Origin of the sequence: Bacillus sp. ISL-45, from assembly GCF_018613195.1 — a bacterium.
Taxonomy (GTDB): Bacteria; Bacillota; Bacilli; order Bacillales; family Cytobacillaceae; genus Mesobacillus.
Genome location: NZ_JAGGQQ010000011.1, coordinates 47425 through 73168 on the forward strand (window position 1 = coordinate 47425; position 25744 = coordinate 73168).

General features: G+C 41.9%; 24 protein-coding genes and 1 other annotated feature. Of the genes, 17 read left to right on the top strand and 7 right to left on the bottom strand.

Annotated features, from left to right (window positions below):
- Positions 1 to 118 precede the first annotated feature (118 nt).
- The 4 genes from J7E35_RS15010 (at position 119) to asnS (ending at position 5151) form a co-directional block, all read left to right on the top strand.
- Positions 119 to 352: a DUF2249 domain-containing protein gene (locus tag J7E35_RS15010; protein WP_214737023.1), complete on the top strand. Its 234-nt coding sequence runs from the start codon at positions 119 to 121 to the stop codon at positions 350 to 352.
- A gap of 392 nt (positions 353 to 744) precedes the next feature.
- A complete protein-coding gene (locus tag J7E35_RS15015; RefSeq protein WP_214737020.1) occupies positions 745 to 2253 on the top strand; it encodes a carboxypeptidase M32 in 1509 nt (502 codons plus the stop codon).
- Positions 2254 to 2315: 62 nt separating this feature from the next.
- Positions 2316 to 3221 carry an EamA family transporter gene (locus J7E35_RS15020; RefSeq protein ID WP_214781062.1) on the top strand — a complete coding sequence of 302 codons (906 nt, stop codon included), beginning with the start codon at positions 2316 to 2318 and terminating at the stop codon, positions 3219 to 3221.
- A 250-nt stretch (positions 3222 to 3471) separates the two neighbouring features.
- Positions 3472 to 3705: a binding site (T-box leader), on the top strand.
- 54 nt (positions 3706 to 3759) lie between these two features.
- Positions 3760 to 5151 carry an asparagine--tRNA ligase gene (gene asnS / locus J7E35_RS15025; RefSeq protein WP_214737016.1) on the top strand — a complete coding sequence of 464 codons (1392 nt, stop codon included), beginning with the start codon at positions 3760 to 3762 and terminating at the stop codon, positions 5149 to 5151.
- Positions 5152 to 5468: 317 nt separating this feature from the next.
- Here the strand turns inward: asnS and J7E35_RS15030 are convergent, their stop codons facing one another.
- Genes J7E35_RS15030 through J7E35_RS15040 form a run of 3 tightly spaced genes read right to left on the bottom strand, consistent with a single transcriptional unit; the run spans position 5469 to position 7777 of the window.
- Entirely contained in the window at positions 5469 to 7124 is a 1656-nt protein-coding gene (locus tag J7E35_RS15030; RefSeq protein ID WP_214737014.1) for a b(o/a)3-type cytochrome-c oxidase subunit 1, read from the bottom strand.
- The gene (locus J7E35_RS15035) at positions 7124 to 7600 is read right to left on the bottom strand and encodes a cytochrome c oxidase subunit II (RefSeq protein ID WP_214737012.1); all 477 of its coding nucleotides are present in this window, start codon (positions 7598 to 7600) and stop codon (positions 7124 to 7126) included. The genes J7E35_RS15030 and J7E35_RS15035 overlap by 1 nt, the downstream gene beginning before the upstream one ends.
- 27 nt (positions 7601 to 7627) lie before the next feature.
- Positions 7628 to 7777, bottom strand: coding sequence for a hypothetical protein (locus J7E35_RS15040; RefSeq protein WP_023627611.1), 150 nt, complete (start codon positions 7775 to 7777; stop codon positions 7628 to 7630).
- Between the two features lie 591 nt (positions 7778 to 8368).
- On the opposite strand from J7E35_RS15040, the gene J7E35_RS15045 reads away from it, so the two are divergent.
- The 6 genes from J7E35_RS15045 (at position 8369) to J7E35_RS15070 (ending at position 17445) form a co-directional block, all read left to right on the top strand.
- Positions 8369 to 9142, top strand: a complete 774-nt coding sequence (locus J7E35_RS15045; protein WP_214781064.1) for an SDR family NAD(P)-dependent oxidoreductase — start codon at positions 8369 to 8371, stop codon at positions 9140 to 9142.
- A gap of 505 nt (positions 9143 to 9647) precedes the next feature.
- Positions 9648 to 10733: a type III polyketide synthase gene (locus tag J7E35_RS15050; RefSeq protein ID WP_214781067.1), complete on the top strand. Its 1086-nt coding sequence runs from the start codon at positions 9648 to 9650 to the stop codon at positions 10731 to 10733.
- Between the two features lies 1 nt (position 10734).
- Positions 10735 to 11304, top strand: coding sequence for an isoprenylcysteine carboxyl methyltransferase family protein (locus J7E35_RS15055; RefSeq protein WP_214737006.1), 570 nt, complete (start codon positions 10735 to 10737; stop codon positions 11302 to 11304).
- Positions 11305 to 11684: 380 nt separating this feature from the next.
- A complete protein-coding gene (locus tag J7E35_RS15060; RefSeq protein WP_214781069.1) occupies positions 11685 to 15338 on the top strand; it encodes a dynamin family protein in 3654 nt (1217 codons plus the stop codon).
- Positions 15339 to 15543: 205 nt separating this feature from the next.
- Positions 15544 to 16380, top strand: a complete 837-nt coding sequence (locus J7E35_RS15065; RefSeq protein WP_214781071.1) for a sulfurtransferase — start codon at positions 15544 to 15546, stop codon at positions 16378 to 16380.
- A 201-nt stretch (positions 16381 to 16581) separates the two neighbouring features.
- Positions 16582 to 17445, top strand: a complete 864-nt coding sequence (locus J7E35_RS15070; RefSeq protein WP_285289121.1) for a 5'-3' exonuclease — start codon at positions 16582 to 16584, stop codon at positions 17443 to 17445.
- Positions 17446 to 17504: 59 nt separating this feature from the next.
- On the opposite strand, the gene sspL is transcribed toward J7E35_RS15070, so the two are convergent.
- On the bottom strand, positions 17505 to 17636 hold the full coding sequence (gene sspL, locus J7E35_RS15075; RefSeq protein ID WP_214736998.1) for a small, acid-soluble spore protein L: 132 nt from the start codon (positions 17634 to 17636) through the stop codon (positions 17505 to 17507).
- Positions 17637 to 17793: 157 nt separating this feature from the next.
- Here sspL and J7E35_RS15080 point away from each other — a divergent pair, with 157 nt between their 5' ends.
- Entirely contained in the window at positions 17794 to 18255 is a 462-nt protein-coding gene (locus J7E35_RS15080) for a divergent PAP2 family protein (protein ID WP_214736996.1), read from the top strand.
- Positions 18256 to 18308: 53 nt separating this feature from the next.
- Positions 18309 to 18590: a DUF6123 family protein gene (locus tag J7E35_RS15085; protein ID WP_251027647.1), complete on the top strand. Its 282-nt coding sequence runs from the start codon at positions 18309 to 18311 to the stop codon at positions 18588 to 18590.
- A 79-nt stretch (positions 18591 to 18669) separates the two neighbouring features.
- Here J7E35_RS15085 and J7E35_RS15090 read toward each other — a convergent pair whose 3' ends face one another.
- Positions 18670 to 19608, bottom strand: a complete 939-nt coding sequence (locus J7E35_RS15090) for a DMT family transporter (protein WP_214736992.1) — start codon at positions 19606 to 19608, stop codon at positions 18670 to 18672.
- 1 nt (position 19609) lies between these two features.
- Positions 19610 to 20017 carry a reverse transcriptase-like protein gene (locus J7E35_RS15095; protein WP_214736990.1) on the bottom strand — a complete coding sequence of 136 codons (408 nt, stop codon included), beginning with the start codon at positions 20015 to 20017 and terminating at the stop codon, positions 19610 to 19612.
- A gap of 197 nt (positions 20018 to 20214) precedes the next feature.
- On the opposite strand from J7E35_RS15095, the gene J7E35_RS15100 reads away from it, so the two are divergent.
- Both J7E35_RS15100 and J7E35_RS15105 read left to right on the top strand, forming a co-directional pair.
- On the top strand, positions 20215 to 20871 hold the full coding sequence (locus J7E35_RS15100; RefSeq protein WP_214736988.1) for a reverse transcriptase-like protein: 657 nt from the start codon (positions 20215 to 20217) through the stop codon (positions 20869 to 20871).
- Positions 20872 to 20895: 24 nt separating this feature from the next.
- Positions 20896 to 21069, top strand: coding sequence for a zinc-finger domain-containing protein (locus J7E35_RS15105; RefSeq protein WP_214736987.1), 174 nt, complete (start codon positions 20896 to 20898; stop codon positions 21067 to 21069).
- Positions 21070 to 21459: 390 nt separating this feature from the next.
- Here J7E35_RS15105 and cspD read toward each other — a convergent pair whose 3' ends face one another.
- Positions 21460 to 21660, bottom strand: coding sequence for a cold-shock protein CspD (gene cspD / locus J7E35_RS15110; RefSeq protein WP_023627628.1), 201 nt, complete (start codon positions 21658 to 21660; stop codon positions 21460 to 21462).
- 318 nt (positions 21661 to 21978) lie between these two features.
- Here cspD and J7E35_RS15115 point away from each other — a divergent pair, with 318 nt between their 5' ends.
- The 3 genes from J7E35_RS15115 to J7E35_RS15125 all read left to right on the top strand — a co-directional run bounded on the left by J7E35_RS15115 (position 21979) and on the right by J7E35_RS15125 (position 25676).
- Positions 21979 to 22965 (top strand): HD-GYP domain-containing protein, encoded by a 987-nt coding sequence (locus J7E35_RS15115; RefSeq protein ID WP_214781073.1) that lies wholly within the window; start codon positions 21979 to 21981, stop codon positions 22963 to 22965.
- Between the two features lie 60 nt (positions 22966 to 23025).
- On the top strand, positions 23026 to 23313 hold the full coding sequence (locus J7E35_RS15120; RefSeq protein WP_214736983.1) for a hypothetical protein: 288 nt from the start codon (positions 23026 to 23028) through the stop codon (positions 23311 to 23313).
- Between the two features lie 185 nt (positions 23314 to 23498).
- On the top strand, positions 23499 to 25676 hold the full coding sequence (locus tag J7E35_RS15125; protein WP_214781075.1) for a DNA topoisomerase III: 2178 nt from the start codon (positions 23499 to 23501) through the stop codon (positions 25674 to 25676).
- The last annotated feature ends 68 nt before the right edge of the window (positions 25677 to 25744 follow it).

The window sequence follows — 25744 nt, forward strand, 5'->3', positions numbered from 1 at the left end:
CTGAACTTCTCGAATGAAAGAAGTCATAGTTACTCTGTGACCGCGCTCACTACAAGTGGGATACAGGAGAATTATAATGTAAATGTAAAGGAAATCAGAAATTAAAGGAGAGAGTGAAATGACTTTCAATGTTATTATCAATGTTCCTGATTATGCCCCACGGGAAAAACACCCGACCATATTCCAAAACTTTGACTCACTGCACAAGGGGGAATTCATGCAAATCGTCAATGACCATGACCCTAGACCGCTGCAATACCAATTCATGATGGAACGCCCGGAGTCATTTTCATGGGAGTATCTAGAGGAAGGCCCAGAAACATGGCGAGTGGCAATCGGTAAAACGAAATAATTATCTGGAAAACATCCTATGATTCTATTAAACAACAGGTTCGCCTGTTGTTTTTATTTGGCTCTTTTCTCAAACTTTGTTGCTATTGACTACAAAATCGGGTTGAATGACCAATATGTTCTTCGCAAAGTTGACTCTTTTGTGAAAAAAGAGCATGTCAAACTTAATACCGACCTGCAAAATGGCTTTATTACGTTAAAATCAACTTTAGGATTTTAACAATAATCTTTACGAAACAGCCTTTTATTTTGTTTCACAATTCATTAAGTTCATAAAGAATACGGCTTCAGCGCACACCCCTTTTAGGCGGGATGGCTTTTAGATTTTCTTGAACGTAAAGTTCAGAAAAGTATGATAAGATAGACGAGAAAGAGAAAAATGGGGTGAAATGAATGAGTGAAGTCATGCAAACAGAAAAGAAATTTTTGGATTATGTCAAAAAAATGGCTGCCTATGGAGAGGCGCTTTCTTTGATTTATTGGGATTTAAGGACAGGAGCCCCAAAAAAGGGAGCAGGTCAGCGTTCTGAAGTGATCGGAGTACTATCTTCAGAGCTTTTTAACATGTCAACATCAGAAGAAATGGCATCATACATAGCACGACTTTCTAATGAAACAAGTTTATCTGAGATTACCCGTAAAACGCTGGATGAGTGCAGAAAGGATTATGACCGCAATAAAAAAATCCCTGCAGAAGAATATCTTGAATATGTGATTCTTCAATCAAAAGCAGAAAGTGTTTGGGAAGAGGCAAAAGCAGAGTCCGATTTTGAAATGTTCAGACCGTATCTTGAAAAATTGGTGGATACCACTAAGAGATTCATTGGTTACTGGGGATATGAAGGCAATAAATACAACACCTTGCTCGATATGTATGAACCTGGGGTCACGGTCGATGTTTTGGACCAGGTGTTTGGAGACCTTCGTGAAAAAATTGTCCCGCTTGTACAGCAGATTTCCAGTTCAACTGCCAAACCTGATACAGAGTTCCTTTTTGAGCATTTTCCTAAAGAAAAGCAGCGTGCTTTCAGCCTCGAGATCCTAAAGCAAATGGGATATGATTTTGATGCAGGCCGGCTTGATGAAACGGTTCACCCATTCGCAATGGGGCTTAACCCAGGAGATGTAAGGGTTACGACGAAATATGATGAAGCAGATTTCAGGACAGCTGTTTTCGGTACCATTCATGAAGGCGGCCACGCTCTTTATGAACAAAACATCTCGGATGAACTGGTTGGAACTCCTCTGAGTTCAGGCACTTCAATGGGCATCCATGAATCACAGTCGCTTTTCTATGAGAACTTTGTTGGACGAAATTACTCTTTCTGGAAGCACAACTACAGCCTGCTGCAGGAGTTCTCTGAAGGACAGTTTACCGGGGTGGAGGCAGAGGAATTCTATCGTGCAATTAATGAGTCCAAGCCAAGCTTGATCAGGATTGAGGCAGATGAGCTGACATATCCACTCCATGTGATGGTACGATATGAAATTGAAAAAGGCTTATTCAATGATGAAATTGAAGTAAAGGACCTTCCGCAGATCTGGAATGATAGATATGAACAGTATCTCGGAATCAGGCCGGAAAATGATGCACAAGGTGTGCTGCAGGATGTACACTGGGCAGGAGGCAGCTTTGGCTACTTCCCATCCTATGCTTTAGGCTATATGTATGCAGCGCAGTTCAAGAATGCTATGCTCAAAGATTTGCCTGACTATGAGGCACTCCTGGAACAAGGAAATCTTCAGCCGGTTAAAGAGTGGATGACTGAGAAAGTCCATAAGCATGGAAAAATGAAAAAACCGCTTGAAATATTGACTGATGTAACTGGAGAGGGACTTAATGCTCAGTACTTAGTCGATTATTTATACGAAAAATACAATAAAGTATATCAGCTGGTTTAATAAGATTCTTTTTTAGAAAATAAGATGGCAGTCTTCCTGCCATCTTTTCTGTGGGTGAATGTATGTACGGGAAATTGCCTTATTTTATGATCGCATTTGCTGCGGCAATGTGGGGCCTGATTGGTTTTTTTGTTAAAGGCCTGAATAATGCCGGGTTCAGTGCTATGGAGATTGTGGCTATCCGTGTGTTGACCGCAGCCATTATTTTGATTCTGGTGGGAATTGCTTTTTACCGAAGTCATTTAAAAATCAGGGTGAAAGACTTGTATCTTTTTGTGGGTACAGGAATTTTAAGCATTGTTTTTTTTAATTGGTCTTATTTTACGGCAATCAACCTGATGAACATCCCGATTGCTGTAGCTTTACTGTATACTTCTCCTGCTTTTGTTGCGGTTTTATCATTTCTTTTCCTGAAAGAAAGCATTAACAGGAGGAAGCTGTTGGCGATTGTCATGACGGTCATCGGCTGCACACTTGCCGCAGGCATTACAGGGCACGGGGGGACGTCATTTTCTGTCTCCAGTATCCTTATTGGCCTAGGGGCAGGGTTCGGCTACGCTCTTTACAGTATATTTGGCAAGGTGGCATTAAGGCGGTACCATCCTTTTACGGTCACTTTGTATACATTCCTTGTGGCTTCGGCTGCCCTGGCTCCGACAACTGGTATAGTCAGCAAGGCTTCTGTCCTTTTCACCGGGAATGCGTGGCTTTATGCGATAGGCTTAGGGATCTTCCCGACTGTGATTGCATATTTTGCATACTCCTGGGGCCTTGAAAGGACGGAAAGCAGTACTGCTGCAGTAGTTGCTACACTGGAACCTGTCATTGCCACCATGCTGGGAATACTGGTGTATGGTGACAGGCTGGGCGGTCTTCAGATGCTCGGATCTGCGTTGATTATCATATCTGTAATATCTATCAATATCTCAATTCCCATCAGGAAGCAAAAAAAGCACTTCACTGTGTGATTCAATCTCGTTTGAAGTGGTAAAAAAGCAAATAATAAACGCACGAATTAACAGAGAAAGGAGCCTGGTCACAAACCCAGGCTCCTTTTCCTTTAAATTAAAGCACTTTTTGGTTTAGGTAAATTGTTTCACTTTAGATTGTAATCAAAGATTTTTAGCGAAAAATGCAGATAACTTAGGGGGCAACTAGACAAAGGATTATGTTTTGTGATAAATTATTACAGTAAAAATCCTTTGAAAACTACATATTTTTAAATCGATGAAAAGGAAAGTAGTTTTTGCTATATTCGATAGCGAGCCGGGGACGGTGGAAGCCTGGCGATGAAGCATAAATGAAGAACACCTTTGAGTTCTAACCGAAAGGGATATCGTGAGTAGGCTTAGACGTTTCCAGCACGTTATAGACTGGGATATGCAATAGTAAAGCTGGTCATTTTATGACAATTTGGGTGGTACCGCGGAAGTTCAGCCTTTCGTCCCTTTTTTGGGGATAGAAGGCTTTTTTTATTGCAAAAAAATTACCATAAGGAGGCTAATTATGATTAAGACCGTAGTAAAAGATTTATACAGAAATCAAGAAAATTTTAAAGACAAAACTGTTCAAATTACAGGGTGGATCCGTACGCTACGCGATTCCAAAACCATTGGTTTTATGGAGTTAAACGATGGAACATTCTTTAAGAGTGTACAAGTTGTTTTTGAAGATACCCTTGATAACTTCAAAGAAATTACAAAGTTGCCTATTAGCTCTTCTGTTTTAGTAGAAGGTGAATTTGTTCCAACTCCTGAAATGAAGCAGCCGTTTGAAATTAAAGCAACAAAAATTGTAGTCGAGGGATTGTCGGATACAGATTACCCTATACAAAAAAAGAGACATACCCTTGAATATTTGAGAACAATCGCTCATTTACGTCCGAGAGCCAACGCCTTCTCAGCCGTCTTCAGAGTAAGATCTCTTGCATCCTATGCCCTTCATAAATTCTTTCAAGACAAAGGGTTTGTATATGTACATACACCGATTATTACCGGAAGTGATACTGAAGGAGCAGGGGAGATGTTCCGTGTAACATCAATGGACTTGAACCAGCTTCCAAAAACCGAAGACGGAAAAGTGGATGACAGTGCAGATTTCTTCGGTAAAGAAACAAACTTAACTGTTAGCGGCCAATTAAATGTCGAAAGCTTTGCTCTTGCTTTCCGTAATGTGTATACCTTTGGTCCGACATTCAGAGCAGAAAATTCCAATACGGCACGACATGCCTCAGAATTCTGGATGATCGAGCCGGAAGTTGCCTTTGCAGAATTACCGGATATCATGGACCTTGGAGAAGAAATGGTCAAGTATGTCATTGATTACGTTTTTGAACATGCACCAGAAGAAATGGCCTTCTTTAACAGCTTTATTGATAAAACACTTATCGAAAGATTGAAGAATGCATTAGAATCCGATTTCGGACGCGTTACTTATAGCGAAGCTGTTGAATTATTGAAGAACTCAGATAAGGAATTTGAATACCCTGTTGAATGGGGTACAGATTTGCAAACGGAACATGAACGTTACCTTAGCGAGGAAATTTACAAACGTCCTGTCTTCGTAACCGACTATCCGAAAGAAATTAAGGCATTTTATATGCGAGCGAATGAGGATGGCAAGACAGTTGCCGCGACAGACCTTTTGGTTCCCGGCATTGGCGAGTTAATCGGCGGAAGCCAGCGTGAGGAAAGAGAAGACGTTCTTGCAGAGCGAATTAAAGAACTTGGTATGGCGGAAGAAGATTACTGGTGGTATCTCGAGCTTAGAAAATACGGCAGCACAAAGCATTCTGGTTATGGTATTGGATTCGAACGACTTGTTATGTATCTAACTGGAATGAAAAACATCCGCGATGTCATTCCATTCCCTCGTACACCAGGAAATGCAGAATTTTAATTAAAATATGTGTAAAAATGCAAAATAGGATGCTGAGGCATCCTATTTTTTTCATGGAAGTCGAATAAGCTATTCCATGATGCGGCCCATAACAAGCCTCTTATATTGGTAGGCATCGGGTTATGTTCGATTTTAATGGCAGGTATTTTGTATGTAAAATAACAGGGCGGGAATGACAAGATCAGCATGCTAAATAGTGTGATATTAAGTTTTTTATTTATATGTTAATCGTATAAATGCTGCTAAAACAACAAAAAACAGGGTGAAATTTTTTGCAATTTCATACCCTGTTTTGGTTGATTCATAGAAAGTGTTTTTTAGAAGAATTTATATCCCTTCGACCCGATCGGTGCATTTTCGATCATATCGATGAACGGTATCGTGTATGCGAAGAGAATCAAAAGGACAGTGATGCCAAGCCATAGCTTCCAGTTTTCGAATACCATCGGAGTTTTCTCTGCTTGGTCAGCAACTTCTCCAACAGGGAATTCTTCTTCCCCTTTAGGTGCGAAGAATGCAAGGTTAATGAAAATGTAAAGGATCAGGATGATTCCAAGGAACAGGATAGATCCGCCGACTGCCTGTGCAACCTGGTAAGGAATCCATTCAGCTGCTTGCTCTGAACCGCCGTACGTTGAGAATGAAGAACGGCGTGGAGCTCCAAGCAGACCAGCTGCGTGCATCGCACCGGACATGAATGTCATACCGATTGCCCAAACAATTCCCTGGATAATGGCTAGTTTATTCATAGCCTTTGTCAAGACCCTGCCAGTCAGGTGAGGGACCAGCCAATAAGAAATCCCAAAGAAAGTAAGGACAACTGAAGTTGCAAGTGTTAAATGGAAGTGTCCTGTAACCCAGATTGTGTTGTGTACTACCTGGTTCAACTGGTGGGAAGCATTGACTAGTCCACCAGCACCGGCAGGGATGAATGCAAGCATACCTATGAAAGGTACTGCGAATCGGGCATCTCCCCAAGGAAGCTTTTTCACCCAGCCGAATAGGCCGGTAGATCCTTTAGAACGGCCAAACATTTCAAATGTCGCAAACAATGAGAATGCGGTCATCAATGATGGGATGACAACAAGGAATGTCAAAATAACCTGAAGGAATTTCCATGCTGGGTCAATACCTGGTTCCATTAACTGGTGGTGGAAACCAACCGGAATTGAGAACAACAGGAACAGAATGAATGACATTCTAGCTAATGAATCAGAGAAAATCTTTCCGCCTATAATTTTTGGAACGATTGCGTACCAGGCCATATATGCAGGCAATAACCAGAAATACACAAGCGGGTGGCCGAAATACCAGAACAATGTACGGCTGACCAATACATCTACACGCTCAACAAGGCCAAGCGACCAAGGAAGCAGCTGGAATAGTACTGTTGCAGCAACACCAATCGTAGCTACGATCCACATAAGCGTGTTGACGAGTGACATGAAAGTCAACAGCGGGCTAGGCTTTCCAGGATTAGCTTTTCTCCACGAAGAGTAAGCCATGATGATTGCAGCGCCGTCAATCCAGCTTCCGACGATCACGAGTGTAAGTCCCAAGTAAAAGAGTGCGTGTGCCTGTAATGGTGCGTAGAATGTATAAAGAACAGAAGCCTGGTTTGTCAGGATCATGATAGCAGCCATTACAGTACCGATGGTCATCGTCCAGAAACCAATCCAGCCAGTCTTTCGCTGTTTATTTGTTAATGTTCCGGATGTTTTGCTCACAAGAGAGAGCTGGAATCCCATAATGAAAAATGTTGTAAGCACGAGTCCAAGTACGACACCATGGATGGTAAGGATTTGGTAATACCCAGTCCATGAAGGTAATTCAAATTTTCCTGAACGGACAAGTGTCTGGAGCAAACCTGCAAGACCGCCAATTGCAAGAGCGATGAAAGCGACATAAAAGTGGGCCATTGCCAATTTGCCGTCTCGGCGGTCAACCTTTGGATTAATTGATTTAGTATTCATTATTCTACCACCTCGATTTTAGACGACATCATGTGGTGGCCGACACCACAATATTCATTACAAACAATCAGGTAATCACCGGCTTTGTCAAACGTGGTGACGTACTCACTGATATATCCAGGCTCAAGCATCATGTTGATATTAGTTCCTGCAACCTGGAAACCGTGAATGACGTCTTTTGTAGTCGCGATTACTTTCACTTTAGCTCCTTTAGGAACTTCGACCTGTCCAGGGTTGTAGGCAAATGCCGATGCCACGAAAACAAGTTCGTAATCCCATTCTTTTCCTTCAACCTTCTTTAGTCCAGGTTTATCGAAAGGTGCTGTAGTATCTACCTTTTCAGGATTGATTGTTGCCAGGCAGCTCGGAGGCTGGTTGCCTAAATAGAAGGCGCTGACCCCAATAACAGTCAGGAATACGATTAAGGTCGTAATTCCGAATATCAGCCAGATTTTTTCAAATTTATGAATATGCATAACTTCTTTCTCCCCTTTTGGTCTATCTTAGAAACGATCAACAAACAAGAAATAAACGCCTACCCAAGTAACGATTAAAAAGAATCCTAACAAGAAAACGGATGCAAGTGTTCCTTTCAAGGAAGATTGGTCTTCCACCTTTGTATGTGTTTTCTTCCCGATTCCAGGCTGAGCCATCCCGGTCCACTCCCTTCGTATGAAATGTTCGTTTATAAATGATAAGTACATTTTCATAATACAAAACAATTTGGAAACGTAAATATGGTTTCAGACAGTTCACAAATTGTTCATACCTGATATATTTACTATGTTAATGGTGAAAACGCGTCAATACAGTGATTTAAGTCACATGTAACGATGGGTAAATGTGAAAAATCTGTGAATAGATTTATGTGAAAATTTGAGCATATTAGCAAGCAATCAAATCGGGATGTGACAGAACGACTTGACATTTTTAAAAAAGCAATTAGAAAAACAGGAATCACCATTCCACGTTTAGCTAATAAACTAATAGAAAATGGATCTATCAGGAAGTGGGTTTATGCAAAAGTATTATTGCGAACATTGCCGCCTCATATATGATGAAATAAGATTATGCAAAAAATGCGGGAGGGCAGCTGAAAAACAAATCTGGATTGAGGTACAAAAGCAGTCCGACGAAAAATAGCACCTGGTTTGGTGCTTTTTCGTATTCGCAGGCGAGATATCCTGATTTTCCCGGACAATATGTTAAAATTAAGTCAATTTTAGAACGGGAGGATGATGTGAATGTTTTTGCCATCTTTTGATTTGAAAGGTAAAACAGCAGTAGTGTCAGGTGCTGGCAGAGGGATTGGCCGAGCGATTTCAATCGGTCTGGCTGAAGCTGGAGCAGATGTTGCCTTACTTGCACGCACGGAGGAAGATCTCAAAGAAACATCTTCGGTAATTAAAAAAATGGGAAGAAAGACTCTGGTGCTGCCAACAGATGTGACAAAAAGGGATCAAGTACATAATTCGATTTCTACAGTAAGGTCTGAATGGAAAAAGATTGATATTCTTGTCAACAATGCGGGTATGAACATCCGTTCAAAGGCTCTGGAAGCAACGGATGAAGAATGGCAAACAATCATGGATACCAATCTGAAATCTGCCTTCATGATGTCCCAGGAAGCGGGAAAAATCATGAAGGTACAGGAATCAGGAGGCAAAATCATTAATATTGCGTCTGTAGCGGGGCAAGTAGCCCTCAGGACGGGCGTGGCCTATGCGGCAACTAAGGCAGCCCTTATGCAGATGACAAAGGTGCTTGCGATGGAATGGGGACAATACGGTATCAATGTGAATTCAATCGGTCCATGGTACTTCAAAACGCCTCTGACTGAAAAGCTATTGGCCGACGAAGCGTATGTGCAGGATATCCTGGCAGTTACACCATTGAAGCGGATCGGGGAGTTGCCTGAGCTTGTGGGGCCGGTGGTATTCCTAAGCTCAGATGCCGGGAATTATGTCACTGGACAAACCCTGTTTGTAGACGGTGGAATGACGATCCATGGTTTTTGATTGCCTGATAAAATAGACTTACTGTAAGCAGTAGTTTGTTTACTGTATTGTCCTGAAAATGTTATTGAGGAGCAAACTGTAAAAAAGTGGATTTGCATGCTTAATAGTAACTTTACGCTTGAATAATACCCTTATGGAGGAGGAATGACTTCCATAAGGGTATCTTTCTGCTTGAACGATATCGAAATGTAATTATCCATTACCCGAAAAAGATCCGCGAGGTTTAAAACGGTAAAAGCAGGTACTCTGCTTCGTACAAAAGAAGCCATTGAGGTAAAAACAGACAGTCTTCTAAGAAATATAATGTCAACTGGTAATGATTTTATAATGTACAAGGCTTGAGTGCATTGTATAATGAACTTGCACAGCAACTCCTTCAAAACGTTAGGCTTTCCCTTATTTGTGGGGAAAGCTTTTTTTCGTTTCAGTCCAAGTCTAGTTTGACTGTATACTCTCTGGGTAAATGGAAAAAGTAACCGTACATAGATGTGAGGAGAGTATAAACATGCCAAGAGTTATATCCATCGCAGAAGCTGTGCCGCCATTTTCAATAGAGCAGGAAAAGGTAATGGATTTTGCAGAAAAGCTATTCAAAGAATCCTTTAAAGATATAAATAGGCTGCTAACTGTATTTCAGAATGGCCAAATCGAGAAACGCCATTTTGCTAAAAATCTTGATTGGTTTGAAAGTGACCATACTTTTGAAGAGAAGAATAATGCCTATATTGAGGCAGCTGTGGAACTAGGAGCACAAGCAATCTCGAATTGCCTGAAAAGTGATGAGTTTTTAAAAAACCAAGTACATCTTGAAGAAATCGATGCTATTTTTACTATCAGCAGCACGGGTGTGTCGACCCCAAGCATTGATGCGAGAATAATGAATATCCTGCCATCATCTCAATATACTAAAAGGATCCCAATCTGGGGTCTTGGGTGTGCTGGTGGGGCAGCTGGACTGTCGCGAGCCTTTGAATATTGTCTGGCATACCCGGAGGCAAAGGTTCTGGTGCTGTCAATTGAATTATGCAGTTTAACCTTCCAGCGTAATGACCGTTCAAAAAGCAATCTGATTGGAACTTCACTGTTTGCGGATGGGGTTGCGTGCGCCCTGGTCTGTGGTGATGATTCCGGCTATGAGAATATCATGAAAAAAGATGCTGCACCTAATATTATCGGCACTCAGTCAACAACCATGCCTGACTCTGAGGATGTCATGGGCTGGGAAGTGAAAAATGAGGGACTTTATGTCGTGTTTTCCAAGGATATACCGACGATCATCGAAAACTGGCTTCAGCCTAATGTTTTAAGGTTTTTGAACAGCAATAACCTTGACGTTCCGAATCTCGATCACTTCATTGCGCACCCAGGAGGAAAGAAGGTCCTGGATGCCTATGTTTCTGCTCTCAAATTCCCTGAAGCAATGACCAGGACATCAATGGAGGTCTTAAAAGATTATGGGAATATGTCTTCAGCAACAATACTGTATGTATTAAAAAGGTTCATGGAGACAGCGGAGGCAGGCGATCTTGGACTGGGGGCAGCCTTAGGACCCGGATTTAGCTCCGAATTGCTTTTGATGAGGTGGGAATAACATGGTGTTCCTCATATTTATCGGATTAATCATCTTTCAGAGGCTGACAGAACTAGTCATAGCCAGAAAAAATGAAGCCTGGATGAAAGCACAGGGAGCAATAGAGTTTGGGCAGGGGCACTATCCCGCAATGGTGTCAATCCATACAGCTTTTTTCATATTTTTTATCCTGGAAGTGATCTTCTTTGATAAAAACCTGTCAGGATATTGGCCGGCATTACTTGCTTTGTTTATTTTTACGCAGGTGATGAGAATTTGGTCACTCTCTTCATTGGGAAGGTTCTGGAATACAAAGATCATCATTCTTCCAGGAGCTAACGTCATCAAAAGAGGACCATATAAAATCATCAAGCATCCAAACTATTTAATTGTAGCAATAGAATTGATTGTTATTCCTTTAATGTTCAATGCCTATATCACAATGGCAGTCTTCACCTTGCTGAACATCCTGATTTTATCGATCAGGATTCCTGCAGAGGAGAAGGCGTTGCGAGAGTTGACCATGTATGAATCTGAATTCTCGAATCAGGGTCGGTTCGTCCCGAATTTGTTAAATAAGTGTGACAATTAATCTGCTTCCATTGAAAATGATAATCAATAGTGCTACACTTTCCTTGAGATGAAAATTATTCTCAGTTAAAAAAGAACCTTAAGGATGGTGTCGTACCAATGGTTTCCATGTTAGTTGTTTCTACCATAGCAGCTTACTCCTTACTTATGAAATATGTATTGAGCAATGTACTAAAACCACATTAAAAAACAGATTCTCAATTAGATGAAAGCCCGGACTAAGTTCGGGCTTTTTCTTTTTGTCCATTTGTCAGTGCTTTTCTAGGTTGATTAATGTATTTGTTTTACTTTTTCTAAGAGGCGAAAATGTAATTATAGGAAAAGACCGAAAAATCATATAAAATAAAGTTATTCACAATTTTGTCACAAGGGGTTAGAGGAATGGGCCAGACTATTGCACAGCAAGATCATAAGCTTCTTGGAAAGATTTTATCTTTATATAATTTAATGAATTCAAATCACGATGACGATACAGCTGAAAAAGTAAAGGAATTGGGAAGGAAAGCAGTTGAGGAGGAATTTTCAATTGCTTTTTGCGGACACTTTTCTGCAGGGAAGTCGAGCATGATCAACAGGCTGATCGGCGACAATATCCTGCCCTCAAGCCCAATTCCGACCAGTGCGAACCTGGTACGGATTAAGTCAGGTACTGAATATGCAAAGGTCATCTTCAAAGACGGCGGCTCACGCTTATATCCGGCACCATATGATTATGAAACTGTCAAAACTTACTGCAAGGATGGCGAGCAAATCCAGGCTATCGAAATCAGCCATAATGGTGCGGAGTTTCTGGAACAGGCCGTCATCATGGACACACCTGGGATCGATTCCACTGATGATGCCCATCGGATTGCCACTGAATCGGCGCTCCATCTTTCAGATATCGTGTTTTATGTGATGGATTATAACCATGTCCAATCTGAACTGAATTTCCTTTTTACGAAGGAATTAACAGATGCAGGAAAAGAACTATATTTGATTATCAACCAGGTCGACAAGCACCAGGATGCAGAATTGTCTTTTGAGCAGTTCAAGACGAGTGTTGAAAATTCTTTTGCTGACTGGGGAGTAAAACATGCGGGGATTTTTTATACATCGCTGAAAGCCCCTGAATCGCCACATAATCAATTTCAGATACTCCTTTCGTTTATCATGGAGCGGAAGAACAAGAGAAAAGAAATACTGCCAGTTTCGATTTTTAAGTCGATGGAAAAATTGACCGAGGATCATTTGGCGCATCTTCATCAGAATGTCTCTGAAGAAATCGATCAATTTGAAACAATCCTCGAAGGGCTTTCGGACAGTGAAAGGCAACAGCTGTCATATGAACTGGATAATTTAAGGATGAATATTGAAAAAATCCAGGGTGAACGGGATCCTGAACGTGAATTCCGGGATGGACTCAATGATATTCTAAAAAGCGCCTATCTAATGCCATTCCAGACAAGGGAGCTGGCGGAGGCTTATCTTCAGTCAAGGCAGCCAGACTTTAAAGTGGGTTTGCTATTTTCAAAACAAAAAACGGAACAGGAACGAACAGCAAGACTCGACAGTTTCTATCGAGACCTCGAGGATAAAGTTCAATCCCAGCTCGACTGGCATATCAAGAACTTTTTATCCGAGCTGTTCAAGAAACATAATCTTTCGCAGACCGAGCTGCAGACATCAGCCAATAGCTTTAAGATTGAGTTCCAAACCGAGCTGCTATCTGGAGCCGTCAAGTCTGGTGCAAGACTTTCAGGAGACTATGTTCTCAATTATACTAACGACGTGGCGGAAGCATTGAAGAATCTTGCAAGAAGAAAGCTGGAGCCCATCAAGGAAAAGTTCATCGGCTATGTAAAAGGTCAGGATGATGAGGAGATAAATGAAATTCTCAAGAAAGAAGAACAACTCGCGAAGCTTTTCTCAGCGTGGAAGGCATTGAATGTCATTCTGGAAAACCTGGCCGAGCAACGCAGGTTCGTATCAGAAATTCTGTATGGTCAACCGACAGAATATCAAGAGGAAGCGTATCTGATTTTTAAGGCTGCCGAAGACGAGCCAGAAGTGATCGTAACTGATGATATTGCCTCCTCAAACACTGCGAAGGAAGTGACCGATCCTTTAGTACAGGAAGCTCCTGTCGAGCAAGGCGGGATTGAGATTGCACAATTTCATGAGAAACAACAGAAGCTGGTAAGAAAAATGAATTTTACATCTGAACAGATCGAGAATATACCTGGCTTGAAAAAAATCGCCCGTGAATTAAAGGATAAAGCCTCAAGGTTAAAGGAAAGAGAATTTACTGTTGCCTTGTTCGGGGCATTCAGCGCTGGGAAGTCCTCTTTCGCAAATGCTCTGGTAGGGGAACGGATTTTGCCGGTATCACCAAATCCGACAACTGCTGCCATCAATAAAATTAAACCGGTGACAAATGAGAATCCTCACGGAACGGTCATTGTCAAAATAAAAAGTGCCAGTGAATTACTGAAAGAACTGGACCGCTCTCTGGGATTATTCGGCAAGAACACGACTGATTTCGAACGAGCGATCGATCAAATCAATAGTCTTAATTCCGAGGATAGCGGTTACAGTGCCGCAGAAAAAACGCATTACTCATTTCTCCAGGCTTTTGCCAAAGGATTCAGTGATTTTAAAAATAGTTTCGGCGAGAAGCTTTTTGTTGATCTTGAATCATTCCGAGGCTATGTTGCTGAAGAGGAAAAATCTTGTTTTGTTGAATGGATAGAGGTCTATTATGATTGCGAACTTACAAGAGAGGGGATCACTTTGGTTGATACGCCTGGTGCCGATTCAATCAATGCCCGCCATACAGGAGTTGCCTTCGATTATATCAAGAATTCGGATGCTATTTTATTCGTAACCTACTATAATCATGCCTTCTCAAAAGCGGATAGGGAGTTCCTGATCCAGCTGGGCAGGGTCAAGGATACCTTTGAGCTTGATAAAATGTTTTTCATTGTCAATGCCGTTGATTTGGCGAATTCGGAGGAAGAGCAGTCAGCCGTATTAGAATATGTGAAAGACCAGCTTGTCCAATATGGCATCAGGAAGCCTCATCTGTTCCCAGTTTCAAGTTTGAATGGCTTAAATGCTAAGTTGGATCAAGAGACTGGTGGAGACCAGCTTTTTAATCGATTTGAAAAGGCATTTTATTCATTCATTGCCAATGACCTTATGAATATGGCTGTTGAGTCTGCAGAGGCAAAATGGCGTCAGGCTGTCAATGTGATCGAGGAAATGATTAGGTCGGCAGAAGAAGACAAGGCTGCAAGGACTGATAGGCGGAGGAAGCTATTATCACAAAAAGAAGAAATGCTGAGCGTTTTATCCGAGAAGCAACCGGCAGTGCTTAAGGATCGTCTTGTCCAAGAAAGCGATGAATTGACATATTATATTCGCCAGCGTGTCTTCATCAGGTTTGGGGAATTCTTTAGGGAGGCCTTCAATCCAGCGCTTTTGAAGGACGATGGGCGCAATATGAAGAAGGCTCTTGAAACAGCGCTTGATGAATTGATTGAGAGCATTGGATATGACCTGGCTCAGGAAATGAGGGCCACCTCATTAAGGGCCGAGGCGTTTATTTTACGGATATTGAAAGAGTTCCAGGAAGCTTTGTCAGCCGAATTGCTGAAAATTAATTCTTCGGTTTCTATTTCTGCCACAGAAAATGGTCCATTAACCGGAGTAGACTTTGAAACAGCATACCAGGACATCGATCATGCGATATTCAAGAAGACGCTTGGAATGTTCAAGAATCCCAAATCCTTCTTTGAGAAAAATGAAAAGAAATTAATGGCAGATGAACTTGAAAAGCTTTTACACGGACCTGCAGAGGATTATCTTGAAAAAGAGAATGCAAGGCTGAAAGACCACTACCTTCCTGAATTAGATCGTGAGTTTGAGAAAGTCCAAAAGGATTTTTCAGAGCAGATCACCGAGTATTTCGAAGGAATCACCTCTGCCCTTGATGATAATTTCTCTATCGATACTGTGAAAGCTGCATTGATGAATATAAAAAACGATCAATAAAGGTTGTATGAGGGATGACCAGTAACCGATTTCATGCATGTGCTACTTGTGTTAATTTTCAGGCTGAAAAAATTGATGGGAAAATGAAATATCATTGCCTAAGGCTGGGCTATGAAACCAAAAGCCACTATCAATTCAACTGCTGGGATCCAAAGGAGCATGTAAAAAAATTGATGGTCCAAAAACAAACGAAGGAGTGAATGCCTTGAGAAATCATGTTGATTCAAAATGGCTTAATGATCGTCTGGGAGACAAGGATACAAGAGTCGTCGATTGCCGATTCAAGCTGGGGAATCCTGATGAGGGCAGGCTTCTATATGAACAAAGCCATATTCCAGGCGCTGTTTATTTCGACCTGGAAAAAGATCTTTCTGGTTCGGTCGGGGAGCATGGCGGCAGGCACCCTCTCCCTGAAACAAGTCAGTTTAAAGAGAAGCTTCAGAATGCTGGAATCGATAATGAAACAACAATCGTTGTCTACGACGGAAAGGAAGGAGCATTCGCATCAAGGATGTGGTGGCTTCTTCAATACGTTGGACATGAGAAAGTCTATATCCTGAACGGAGGCTTCGACGCGTGGAAGAAGGCAGGGTATCCGACTGAGGAATCCGTAACGCATTATCAAAAGACAAATTACACGATAAATGAAAATAACGATATGCTGGCTTCCTATGAAGAGGTGAAAGATATTGCACTTGAAGGGAATGGGAGTGCTATCCTTGTTGATTCCCGGGAAAGCAGACGTTACCTTGGAATCGAGGAGCCAATTGACCGGATTCCCGGCCATATCCCGACAGCGATTAATAAACCTTGGATGGACGGCTTTGAAAATGGTTTTTTTAAGCCTCGGGACGAGCAGGAAAAGAGATTTAAAGACCTAGATTTTAGCGAGCCAATCATCGTTTATTGCGGCTCAGGTGTTACGGCAACGCCTAATTATATCGCCTTAAAAGAAGCTGGATTCAAGAATGTCAGACTCTATGCAGGAAGCTACAGCGATTGGGTTTCTTATCATGAAAATCCCGTTTCCAAAAGTGAATGATGTTTTGGGGAAAAGTCGCTTTGACTCAGTCTGGTTAGATGATTGAAGAATGGTTATTTTCGGAATATACAAGGGAACACCTATAATTGTGTTATAATATCAAAGTTGACTTTCACATTAAGGCATCAAGCTTTTTAAATAAAGCAATGGCTCAAAATTCTCATTGGAGGTGCCAGCTTGGAAAATAATAAAACTTCGCTAATGCTGGTTGACGGGATGGCTTTGCTTTTCAGAGCATTCTATGCAACAGCTGTTTCCGGACAGTTCATGATAAATTCCAAAGGGGTCCCAACAAATGCGATCCACGGGTTCATAAAACACTTTGCGACTGCAGTTGCAAATTTCAAGCCTACCCATACTGCAGTATGCTGGGATATGGGCAGCAAAACCTTCCGTACAGAAATGTTCGACCATTATAAAGCAAATAGACCTGAGGCACCTGTTGAGCTGCTGCCGCAGTTTGACCTTGTTAAAGAGGTAGTGGAAGCTCTGGATGTACCAAACATTGGTTTGAGAGGCTATGAAGCTGATGACTGTATAGGGACGATTGCCAGGACGGCTAAGGAAGTGGACTCCATTACGATTCTGACAGGTGATAAGGATATCCTACAGCTTATTGACGACCGGGTTTCTGTCATCCTGCTCCAGAAGGGCTACGGCAATTATCAAGTCCACGATCGCCATAGCCTTTTTGCAGAAAAAGGCATCTGGCCTGAACAGATGATTGATTTAAAAGCCTTCATGGGCGACCCAAGTGATAACTATCCTGGAGTCCGCGGGATTGGTGAAAAGACTGCTATTAAGCTGCTTCAGGAACATAGGGATGTTGAAGGTGTCATCGCGAACCTGCATCTACTGACAAAATCTCAGCGAGCTAAAATCGAAGCTGACCTTGATATGCTTCATTTAAGCAGACAGCTGGCTGAAATCAAATGTGATGTACCTGTTGAATGCAAGATCGACGACGCCAGGTTTAAAATTGACCGGGAAAAGCTTCTTTCCAAGTTCAATGAAGTTGAACTCAAAGGGCTGCACCGTCTGTTCGAATACGAAATGCACGCTTAATGGGAACGGCTGGTAATATACCAGCCGTTTTTTTATGGTTTAGCGTTCAGCAAACTTCGTTATTTTGTATTCTTTTTCTTAGCGGCATTTTCCAGCTTTGACTTTGGTTCTTCAGCCAATTCAGCATCTTGTCCATAGCCTTGTGGATTTACCCCGGGTGCCTTTGTCCCTCTGTTTCCCTTTTTGCTCATATTCAGCAATCCCTCCAGAAAAATTTTTGTTTAAAAATGTTCAGAAATGAGAATTAACCTTTATAGGTTGTCTGCTTATTACAGCTTAATCCTTATTATGAACGGGCAAGAATAAAAGCAATCATTTTTCTTCAAAATAACATGGAGGTGACGGAAGATGAATAAAGGTGCAGTTATTGCAATTTCAAGTATTGGCCTTGCTCAGGCTTTAAAAATACCGTTTCATTATGCTAAGACACAGGAATGGAAACCAGATTTATTTTTGGCCAGCGGCGGAATGCCAAGCTCCCATTCAGCTGGTGTCTCATCTTTAACAACATATGTTGCTCTTACTAAAGGTGTACGTTCGGTTGATTTTGCATTGTCACTCGTGTATGGCATTATTGTCATGTATGATGCCCAGGGGATAAGGAGACAAACAGGAGAACTGACTTTAAAAGTTAATGATCTTGATGAATTAATGGATAAGATTCATGAGGATGACCCTGTAGAGTTTGAAGAAAAGTCTCCAGATCCATTGAAAGAAATGCTGGGCCACCAGCCAAAAGAGGTACTTGGCGGAGCCTTTATTGGCATGGCGATGGGATTTGCTGGATATCTTTTAACAAAAAAACGGTAGAAAAAGCTCGAATATTGCGGTAAAATTTTACTAGAAACGGCTTGAAGAGAGGATTGATTCAGTCAGTGCGGACAGTTGAAGATTACCTGCTTCATTTGAAAAGCAAAGGGTTCCAGTTGCGTGAGGACGCCATCGGCTTTATTTATTTCGGTCAACAGTATACAAATTCTACCGATGAACTCACAAATACAGCCATTGAAATCACACTAAAAGCCCAAAAAGGATTTGATGGAAGCTTTTATATTTCGCTCTTGGAAACCTTTGCTTCTAATAAAATTCATTCCCGCAAAGAAGCGTTGCAGTACGTTAAAAAAATCGAGCTTTTGGCCGTATGACAAAAAGCGGAAGCGCCGGGTCAGCCCCGACAAGCGCTGAAGCTGAACTAGAATATAAAGAGAGGCTGGTTCCAAAGCGCTATGCTTTGAAATCAGCCTCTTTTTTAGGGATTATTTTACGAATGAAACTTTCGAATTTGCCAGACGGCAATTCCGCGAAAACCATACCGGCAAAAATTAATACACAGCCGGCAAGGGCAATATAGGTTAGGCGCTCATCTGCCCAGAAGTAAGCCGTAATTGCTGCAAAAACTGGTTCCATTGCAAAAATCAAGGCAACTCGAGTGGCCGTTGTGTGTTTCTGGAAATTCGTCTGGATAAAAAACGCCAGAGCAGTCGCCAGTATGGATGTAACCAGCAGGGCGATCAGGACATTCGCTGAAAAGATGACCTCAGGGTTGAATGCTCTTTTCCAATCCTCAAAAAGGATAGCTGATATTGCTGACAGAGCCCCTACAGTTGCGATTTGGACCATCGTCAAAAGGAGTGTCGGATAACTGCTGCTGAACTTTCCTGTGAAAACGATGTGCAGTGCGAATCCTGCGGCACATATTAGGACAAAGCCGTCACCAATATTCAGGCTGGATACATCCGACATTGTTAAGAGATAAAGGCCAGCAGTTGCTGCAGAGACCCCTGCGATCGAGTTCAAGCTCGGCCGCTGTTTCAGGATTCCAAGCATTAACAGTGGTACCAGGACCACACTCAATCCAGTTATAAAGCCAGCCTTGGATGAAGTCGTATACAGCAATCCTAATGTCTGGAATGCATAGCCGATGAAAAGCCAGAATCCCAGCATGATCCCGGATAATATCAATTTCTTATCCAGCTTTTTTAGCTGGTCTTTTTCAAAAACCATAAGCCAAAGTCCTAACAAGATTGCTGCCAGGGTAAATCGGACTGCATTGAAGGATTGTGGCTCGAGAAAAGATATTGCATTTTGTACAAGCACAAATGTTGCTCCCCAGATGAGGGCTACGAAAAGCAAGCTTAAATCCGCGAAAGTTGATGCTTTCATATTATTCTTCGGTTCCTTTCATGTTGTTCTCCCTTACAGCCTTTCTTGCCAGGTCGTCCGCTGTTTTATTTTCACTCGATGGAATCCATTTCATGAAGAACAAATCAAATTGCCCGGCAAGCATTAATGCTTTTTCTAGCAGGGGGGAATAAAGCTTGTTTTTCACGAACTCCTTTTCCACTGCTGCATTTACGAGCTGCGAATCGGTCCTGAATGATACAACACTGAAACCTTTTTCAAGACAGATTTCCAATGCTTTTATAAATGCATGATATTCAGCTTCATGGTTAGACATGACCCCAAGAGGGATGGAGTATCTGAAAACTTCTCCTTCTCCTTTTATAAAAATGCCAGCACCGCTTGGTCCAGGGTTGCCAGCACTTGCGCCATCAATATAAACTTCGAACAACAAAGATCACTCCCGGTTTGTTTGTACAGATAATAGTTAGTGTATCATAAGAGGAGCGATAATTTATAAAATATACTACCACCAATAAAGTTTCATCGTCCCTTTTTCATTGTAACGTGTTCAGAAAATGGGTAAGATAACTAAAAATAACCCATTTGGCGGAGCGAAAAAACAGATTAGAAAGCGGGGGAGAATTCATGAAATATAAATTGGAATGGGAATATAAAGTAAAAGGAATAGATCGAATCCTGTTCAGCTCAGATTTTCTTGATGGTGAGCATGCACTTCAGGCCGGTGAAGAGTTAGAGAAATCAGGTAAAGCTGGAGAAATATCTTTTATAGATGAAATCGGTACTTCGTGGACGATAAAGGAGATGCGCAAGCTTCTTGAAGAAGTAGAAGAAGAACCTCATGACCTTACAGTTTACTTTGACGGTGGATTTGATAATTTTAATCATAAGGCAGGACTTGGAACCATAATCTACTTCAAGCAGGGAAAGAAGAAGTACAGATTGCGTGCCAATGAGGTCTTCGATGAGCTTGAAACGAATAACGAAGCAGAATACGCTGCTCTTTATTTTGCCCTCACCATCCTTGAGGAAATGGGTGTAAGGAACATGACCTGTGACATTAAAGGGGATTCGCAAGTGGTACTCAAGCAGCTTGAGGGTGAGTGGCCATGCTATGAAGAAACCCTGAACCGCTGGCTCGACAGGATTGAGAATAAGATCAAGGAACTGGGATTGTATCCGAAATACAATCCTGTAGGCAGGAAGGAAAATAAAGAGGCTGACAAACTGGCGACACAGGCATTGCAAGGTAAAATGATCAATAGCAAAATGCAAATATTATAACGAGGAGAGAAAGGCGGGAATAGATTGACGCGTAATGAAGTCCTTGCCGAGGTGGAAACATTGCTCAATACATTCTGCAATGGATGCTTCCTGAAAAAGCATCACCGGCAAGAAAACGGAAAAAGATATGCCCACCGGTTCTGCATTAACGAATGCACCGTTGGGGAAAAAATAAAAAAATGCGGACAAAGACTTTAGTTTCGATTTCATGGTAGATCTTTTAAGGACATTTTAAAGGAAATGAGTGGCCGAAATGTCCAAGAAAGATAATTTTATGGACATTTCAACGGAGGAGTGAAGTCAAAATGTCTAAGAAAGTGGTTTTAATGGACATTTCAGCGGATGAGTGAAGTCAAAATGTCTAAGAAAGTGATTTTTATGGACATTTCAGCGGATGAGTGAAGTCAAAATGTCTAAGAAAAAGCGTTTAATGGACATTTCATTGGAAGTTCGAGGTCAAAATGTCTAAGAAAGTGATTTTTATGGACATTTCATTGGAAGTTCGAAGTCAAAATGTCCATAAAACGCTCAGAACAATCAACCAATCAAAAAAGGCTGGCGTCAGGCGCCAGCCTTCAACTTTTTGAATTATAGTTTTACTACGTTAGCAGCTTGTGGTCCGCGATTTCCTTCAACGATTTCGAAAGAAACTTCCTGACCCTCTTCTAGTGACTTATAACCATCGCCCTGGATTGCTGAGAAGTGGACGAATACATCGTCTCCGCCTTCTACTTCGATGAAACCGAAACCTTTTTCATTGTTGAACCATTTTACTTTACCGTTTTGCATGTTAAACTTTCCTCCCATGTCTTTCGCGGCACAAATGTGTGCCAAGTTGAATATTATCATCTAATGGATACACCTGCAGTTTTGCCATGGCAATTATAATCTATTAAATGATGTCTTAAATATACAATATTGGGAAGGATTCAGTCAAGAATGTAAGCGTCATACAAACTAAATAATCTTAAAATTTAGTCAATTTAAAATAAAATGAAATTATCTCCTCTTTAGTTCCTATTTCCGGAAATATTTGTTATTATTTTCTTAATCAGAGAGCAATCATTTTAAACTACAAGTCTATTATAAGCTAAGAGGAGGGTATCAATGAAGAAGACCACTCCATCCGCGTTCACGTCCTTAACTGATCATCAAATTGATGCATTATTGGATACAATCAGGAATGGCAATGCCATTCAGGACCGCACACCACAGATCGCAGTAAATAAAAAGCTTGATGATATATCAAAGAAAATCGATGAGGCTTCCAGGCAAATGGAAGAGATATTCGATATTGTTGCAAAGACAGGAGTTGTCCCTGTTGGTGAAATCAAGAATGACATCCTTCCTGTAATCAGGCAGGCGGCTGAAATTCCCCATATCTACCATCTCTTCTATGAGCTGAAGGCGCAGGATGAGTATACCTACAGGCACACAGTCTGTGTTGGCATCATCTCCACATTGATAGGGAAATGGATGAATCTGGGCCAATCGGAGTTGAATGATCTCACTTTGGGAGCGACACTCCATGATATAGGGAAAGCTCGTATCCCTGCCAACATCCTGAACAAGCCAGGAAGGCTGACGCAGGAAGAATACATTGAAATGAAACGCCATACAGCTTATGGCTACCGGATGTTAAAGGACATTCCAGAACTAAATGAAAGAGTTGCGCTGATTGCTCTTCAGCACCATGAGCGTGAGGATGGTGGAGGCTATCCGTTCAGCCTGAGCAGCGAAAAGATAGACGAGCTTGCGAAAATCGTTGCAATTGCAGACGTATACCATGCCATGTCATCCTCAAGGGTCTATCACCAGGCAGAGCCTTTCCATATTGTTATTTCCCAGATGCAAAACGATGTATTCGGAAAATTCAATCCGAAAATCATGCTCGTTTTCCTGTACAGAATCATGGACAGCCTTGTAGGAAGGCGTGTCCTCCTTAGCGACGGCGAAGAGGGGACAATCTTGATGGTTGACCAATTCGAGCCGTTAAGAGCATTGATTAAAACCGGGGATACACTTGTTGATTTGCGGCTGAATCGCGGGTTAAGGATCTCTCGAGTGCTTAATGATTCAATTGTAGGGGTATAATCTGCTGACGCCGTTCATATCTTTTAATAGTCAATGATGATGAATTAAAAGGGTGAGGGCATGTACCGCTTTTCGATAGGTGATGAGGATTGGATTATCATTTTTTCTCCGCATCTTTCACTTGAGCAAACAGAAAAGGAAGAAATTATCCGTTCCATTGCCATCATGGGTCCCCAGTGGGCGGGGTTCAGCCATGGGGAATCCTTTGTGATTTTCCAGCAGCTGGTCGGGGCAATCGTGGTGCGGATCGAAAAAGTTCCTTCGCTGATTTTAACCGTCTCGGCAGTCGTTAACAGGAATCGATGGTACATTAATGACAACAACATAGTCGAGCCATTTGAGGAATAATAAATCTTTTAGGCAGCTGATCATTTCAGCTGCCTGTTATTTTTTTAAGGGTTAGGGTACACAGCCAATGCAGGAAGGCGGGGAAAGCAGCAATAAAAGTCCTTTACGCTTTTGTCGAAAAAAAGATAAAATAGAGTTCGAAGATTAAACAGCACGTTCATATAAAAGTTTTTCAGGAGGAAATTATGAAATTGATTGTTGCGGAAAAGCCTGACCAGGGCAGAACGCTGGCCTCCGTATTCAAAATGAAAAAAAGGGATGGATTCATCGAGATACTCCCCAATGAAATATTCCCTAAAGGTGCTTACGTTTCATGGGCAATCGGCCATTTAACGGAATTGTCTGCACCCGAGCAATATAATCCAGCCTGGAAAAAATGGTCGCTGGATACACTGCCGATCATTCCGGAAAATTTCAAGTACGAAGTCGTCAAATCGAAAGCAAAGCAATTCCAGATCATAAAAAAGCTTGCCACCGATCCGCAGGTCACTGAAATCATCCATGCAGGCGATGCCGGGCGCGAAGGTGAACTGATCATCAGGAACATCCTTCGCCTTGCCAACTGCATGAAGCCAATGAAAAGATTGTGGATTTCCTCGCTGACTCCGAAAGCGATAAAGGAAGGCTTTCAAAACCTTTTGAAAGAATCAGATACAAAGAATCTATATTTTGAAGCATACACTCGTGCTTGTGCTGACTGGGTTGTCGGCATGAACGCATCGAGGCTGTACACTCTTCTTCTTCAAAAGAAAGGCTATTCAGACGTGTTCTCTGTCGGCAGGGTACAGACTCCTACGCTTGCTTTAATTGTAAAAAGAGAGCTTGAAATCGAAAATTTCGTATCGGAACCATTTTGGGAAGTACTCGCAAAATTCAATATCAATGGCAAGAAGTACAGCGGAAAATGGGAAAAAGACGGTGATTCACGGATTAAAACGAAAGAAATGGCCGAGAAAATTGCTGCTTTTTGCGATGGGAAGACTGCGGAAGCAGCAGAGGTTGCCTCTGAGAAAAAAGAATTCCTGCCGCCGCTTTTTTTTAATCTTTCTGCAATCCAGGCGGAAGCAAATCGCCGTTTTAAAATGTCGCCAAAAAAGACTCTGGACATTTTACAAGGATTATATCAAAGGGGAATCGTATCCTATCCGCGATCTGATTCCAGATATGTAACCCCAGGAGAAGCAGAAGGCTTTTCTGCCATTTTGAATAAACTGCAGGCTAATCATGAGTATCAGCAGCTTTTTCCATTACCAAATTCATCGATAAAAAATAATAAACGCTACGTGAATGAAAAAAAAGTCACAGATCACTACGCAATCATCCCGACTGAACAAGTTCCAAACCTAAGCAGGCTGTCCGGGGATGAGCTGAAATTATATGATTTGCTGGCAAGGACACTGATTGCAGCCCATTATGGTCCATACATCGCGGAATATACAACCATCAAGACGGTCGTGGAGGGACGAGCTGAGTTTATTTCCAAGGGAAAAGTCCAGCTGGATGAAGGCTGGAAAAAAGTTCTTCCGCAAAAAGACTCAGACAAAGAGCCAGAGCTGCCTGCTGTCCAGCAAGGAGAAACTGGAACGGTCATGAAAGCAGAGGTAAAGGAAAGCAAAACACAGCCGCCAAAAAGGCTGACTGAAGGCCAGTTGATTACCTTAATGAAAACTGCAGGAAAGCATATTGAGGACAAGGAACTTGAAAAGGTTTTGATGAAAGCTGAAGGCCTTGGAACTGAAGCGACGAGAGCAGGCATCATTACCATGCTTAAAGACAGAGCATATATTGAAGTCCGCAAAAACCTCGTATATGCAACTGCAAAAGCAAAAATACTCGTCGCGGCCGTTGGTGGACAAGTCCTTGCATCACCGGAAATGACAGCGAAATGGGAGCAGAGGCTGCATCAAATAGGGCAGGGAGAGGCTTCGCCCAAGCAGTTCATTGAGCAGACATCAAAAATGATTAAACATCTTGTTTCTGAAACCTCCGAAGGCTCCTCAGGCTGGACTTTTTCCGAGGAACTTACAAACGCCTTTGTGCCGGGGAAAAAGGGCGGGCGATCCCGCCGAACTACTAACCTGGGGAAATGTAAAATATGCGATGGCATGGTTGTGGACAAAGGGACGTTCTACGGCTGTTCAAACTACCAGAAAACTAAATGCAATTTCACTCTCTCCAAACAAATCCTTGGAAAGACAGTAACACAGAAAAATATCAAGAAGCTGTTGGCAGAAGGAAGTACAGACGTGATTGAAGGCTTCCAGAGTAAGGATAAAACCTTCAACGCGAAGCTATATTGGGATGGAGAGGAAAATAAACTCAAATTCGATATAGCTGCACAGCCGGTCAATCAAGGGGGATAGCGCCTTGTCACCCTTGTTCTTCTATAGTAAACTTTAATATGGCTATTGCTTAAGCATTGGAGGTCATG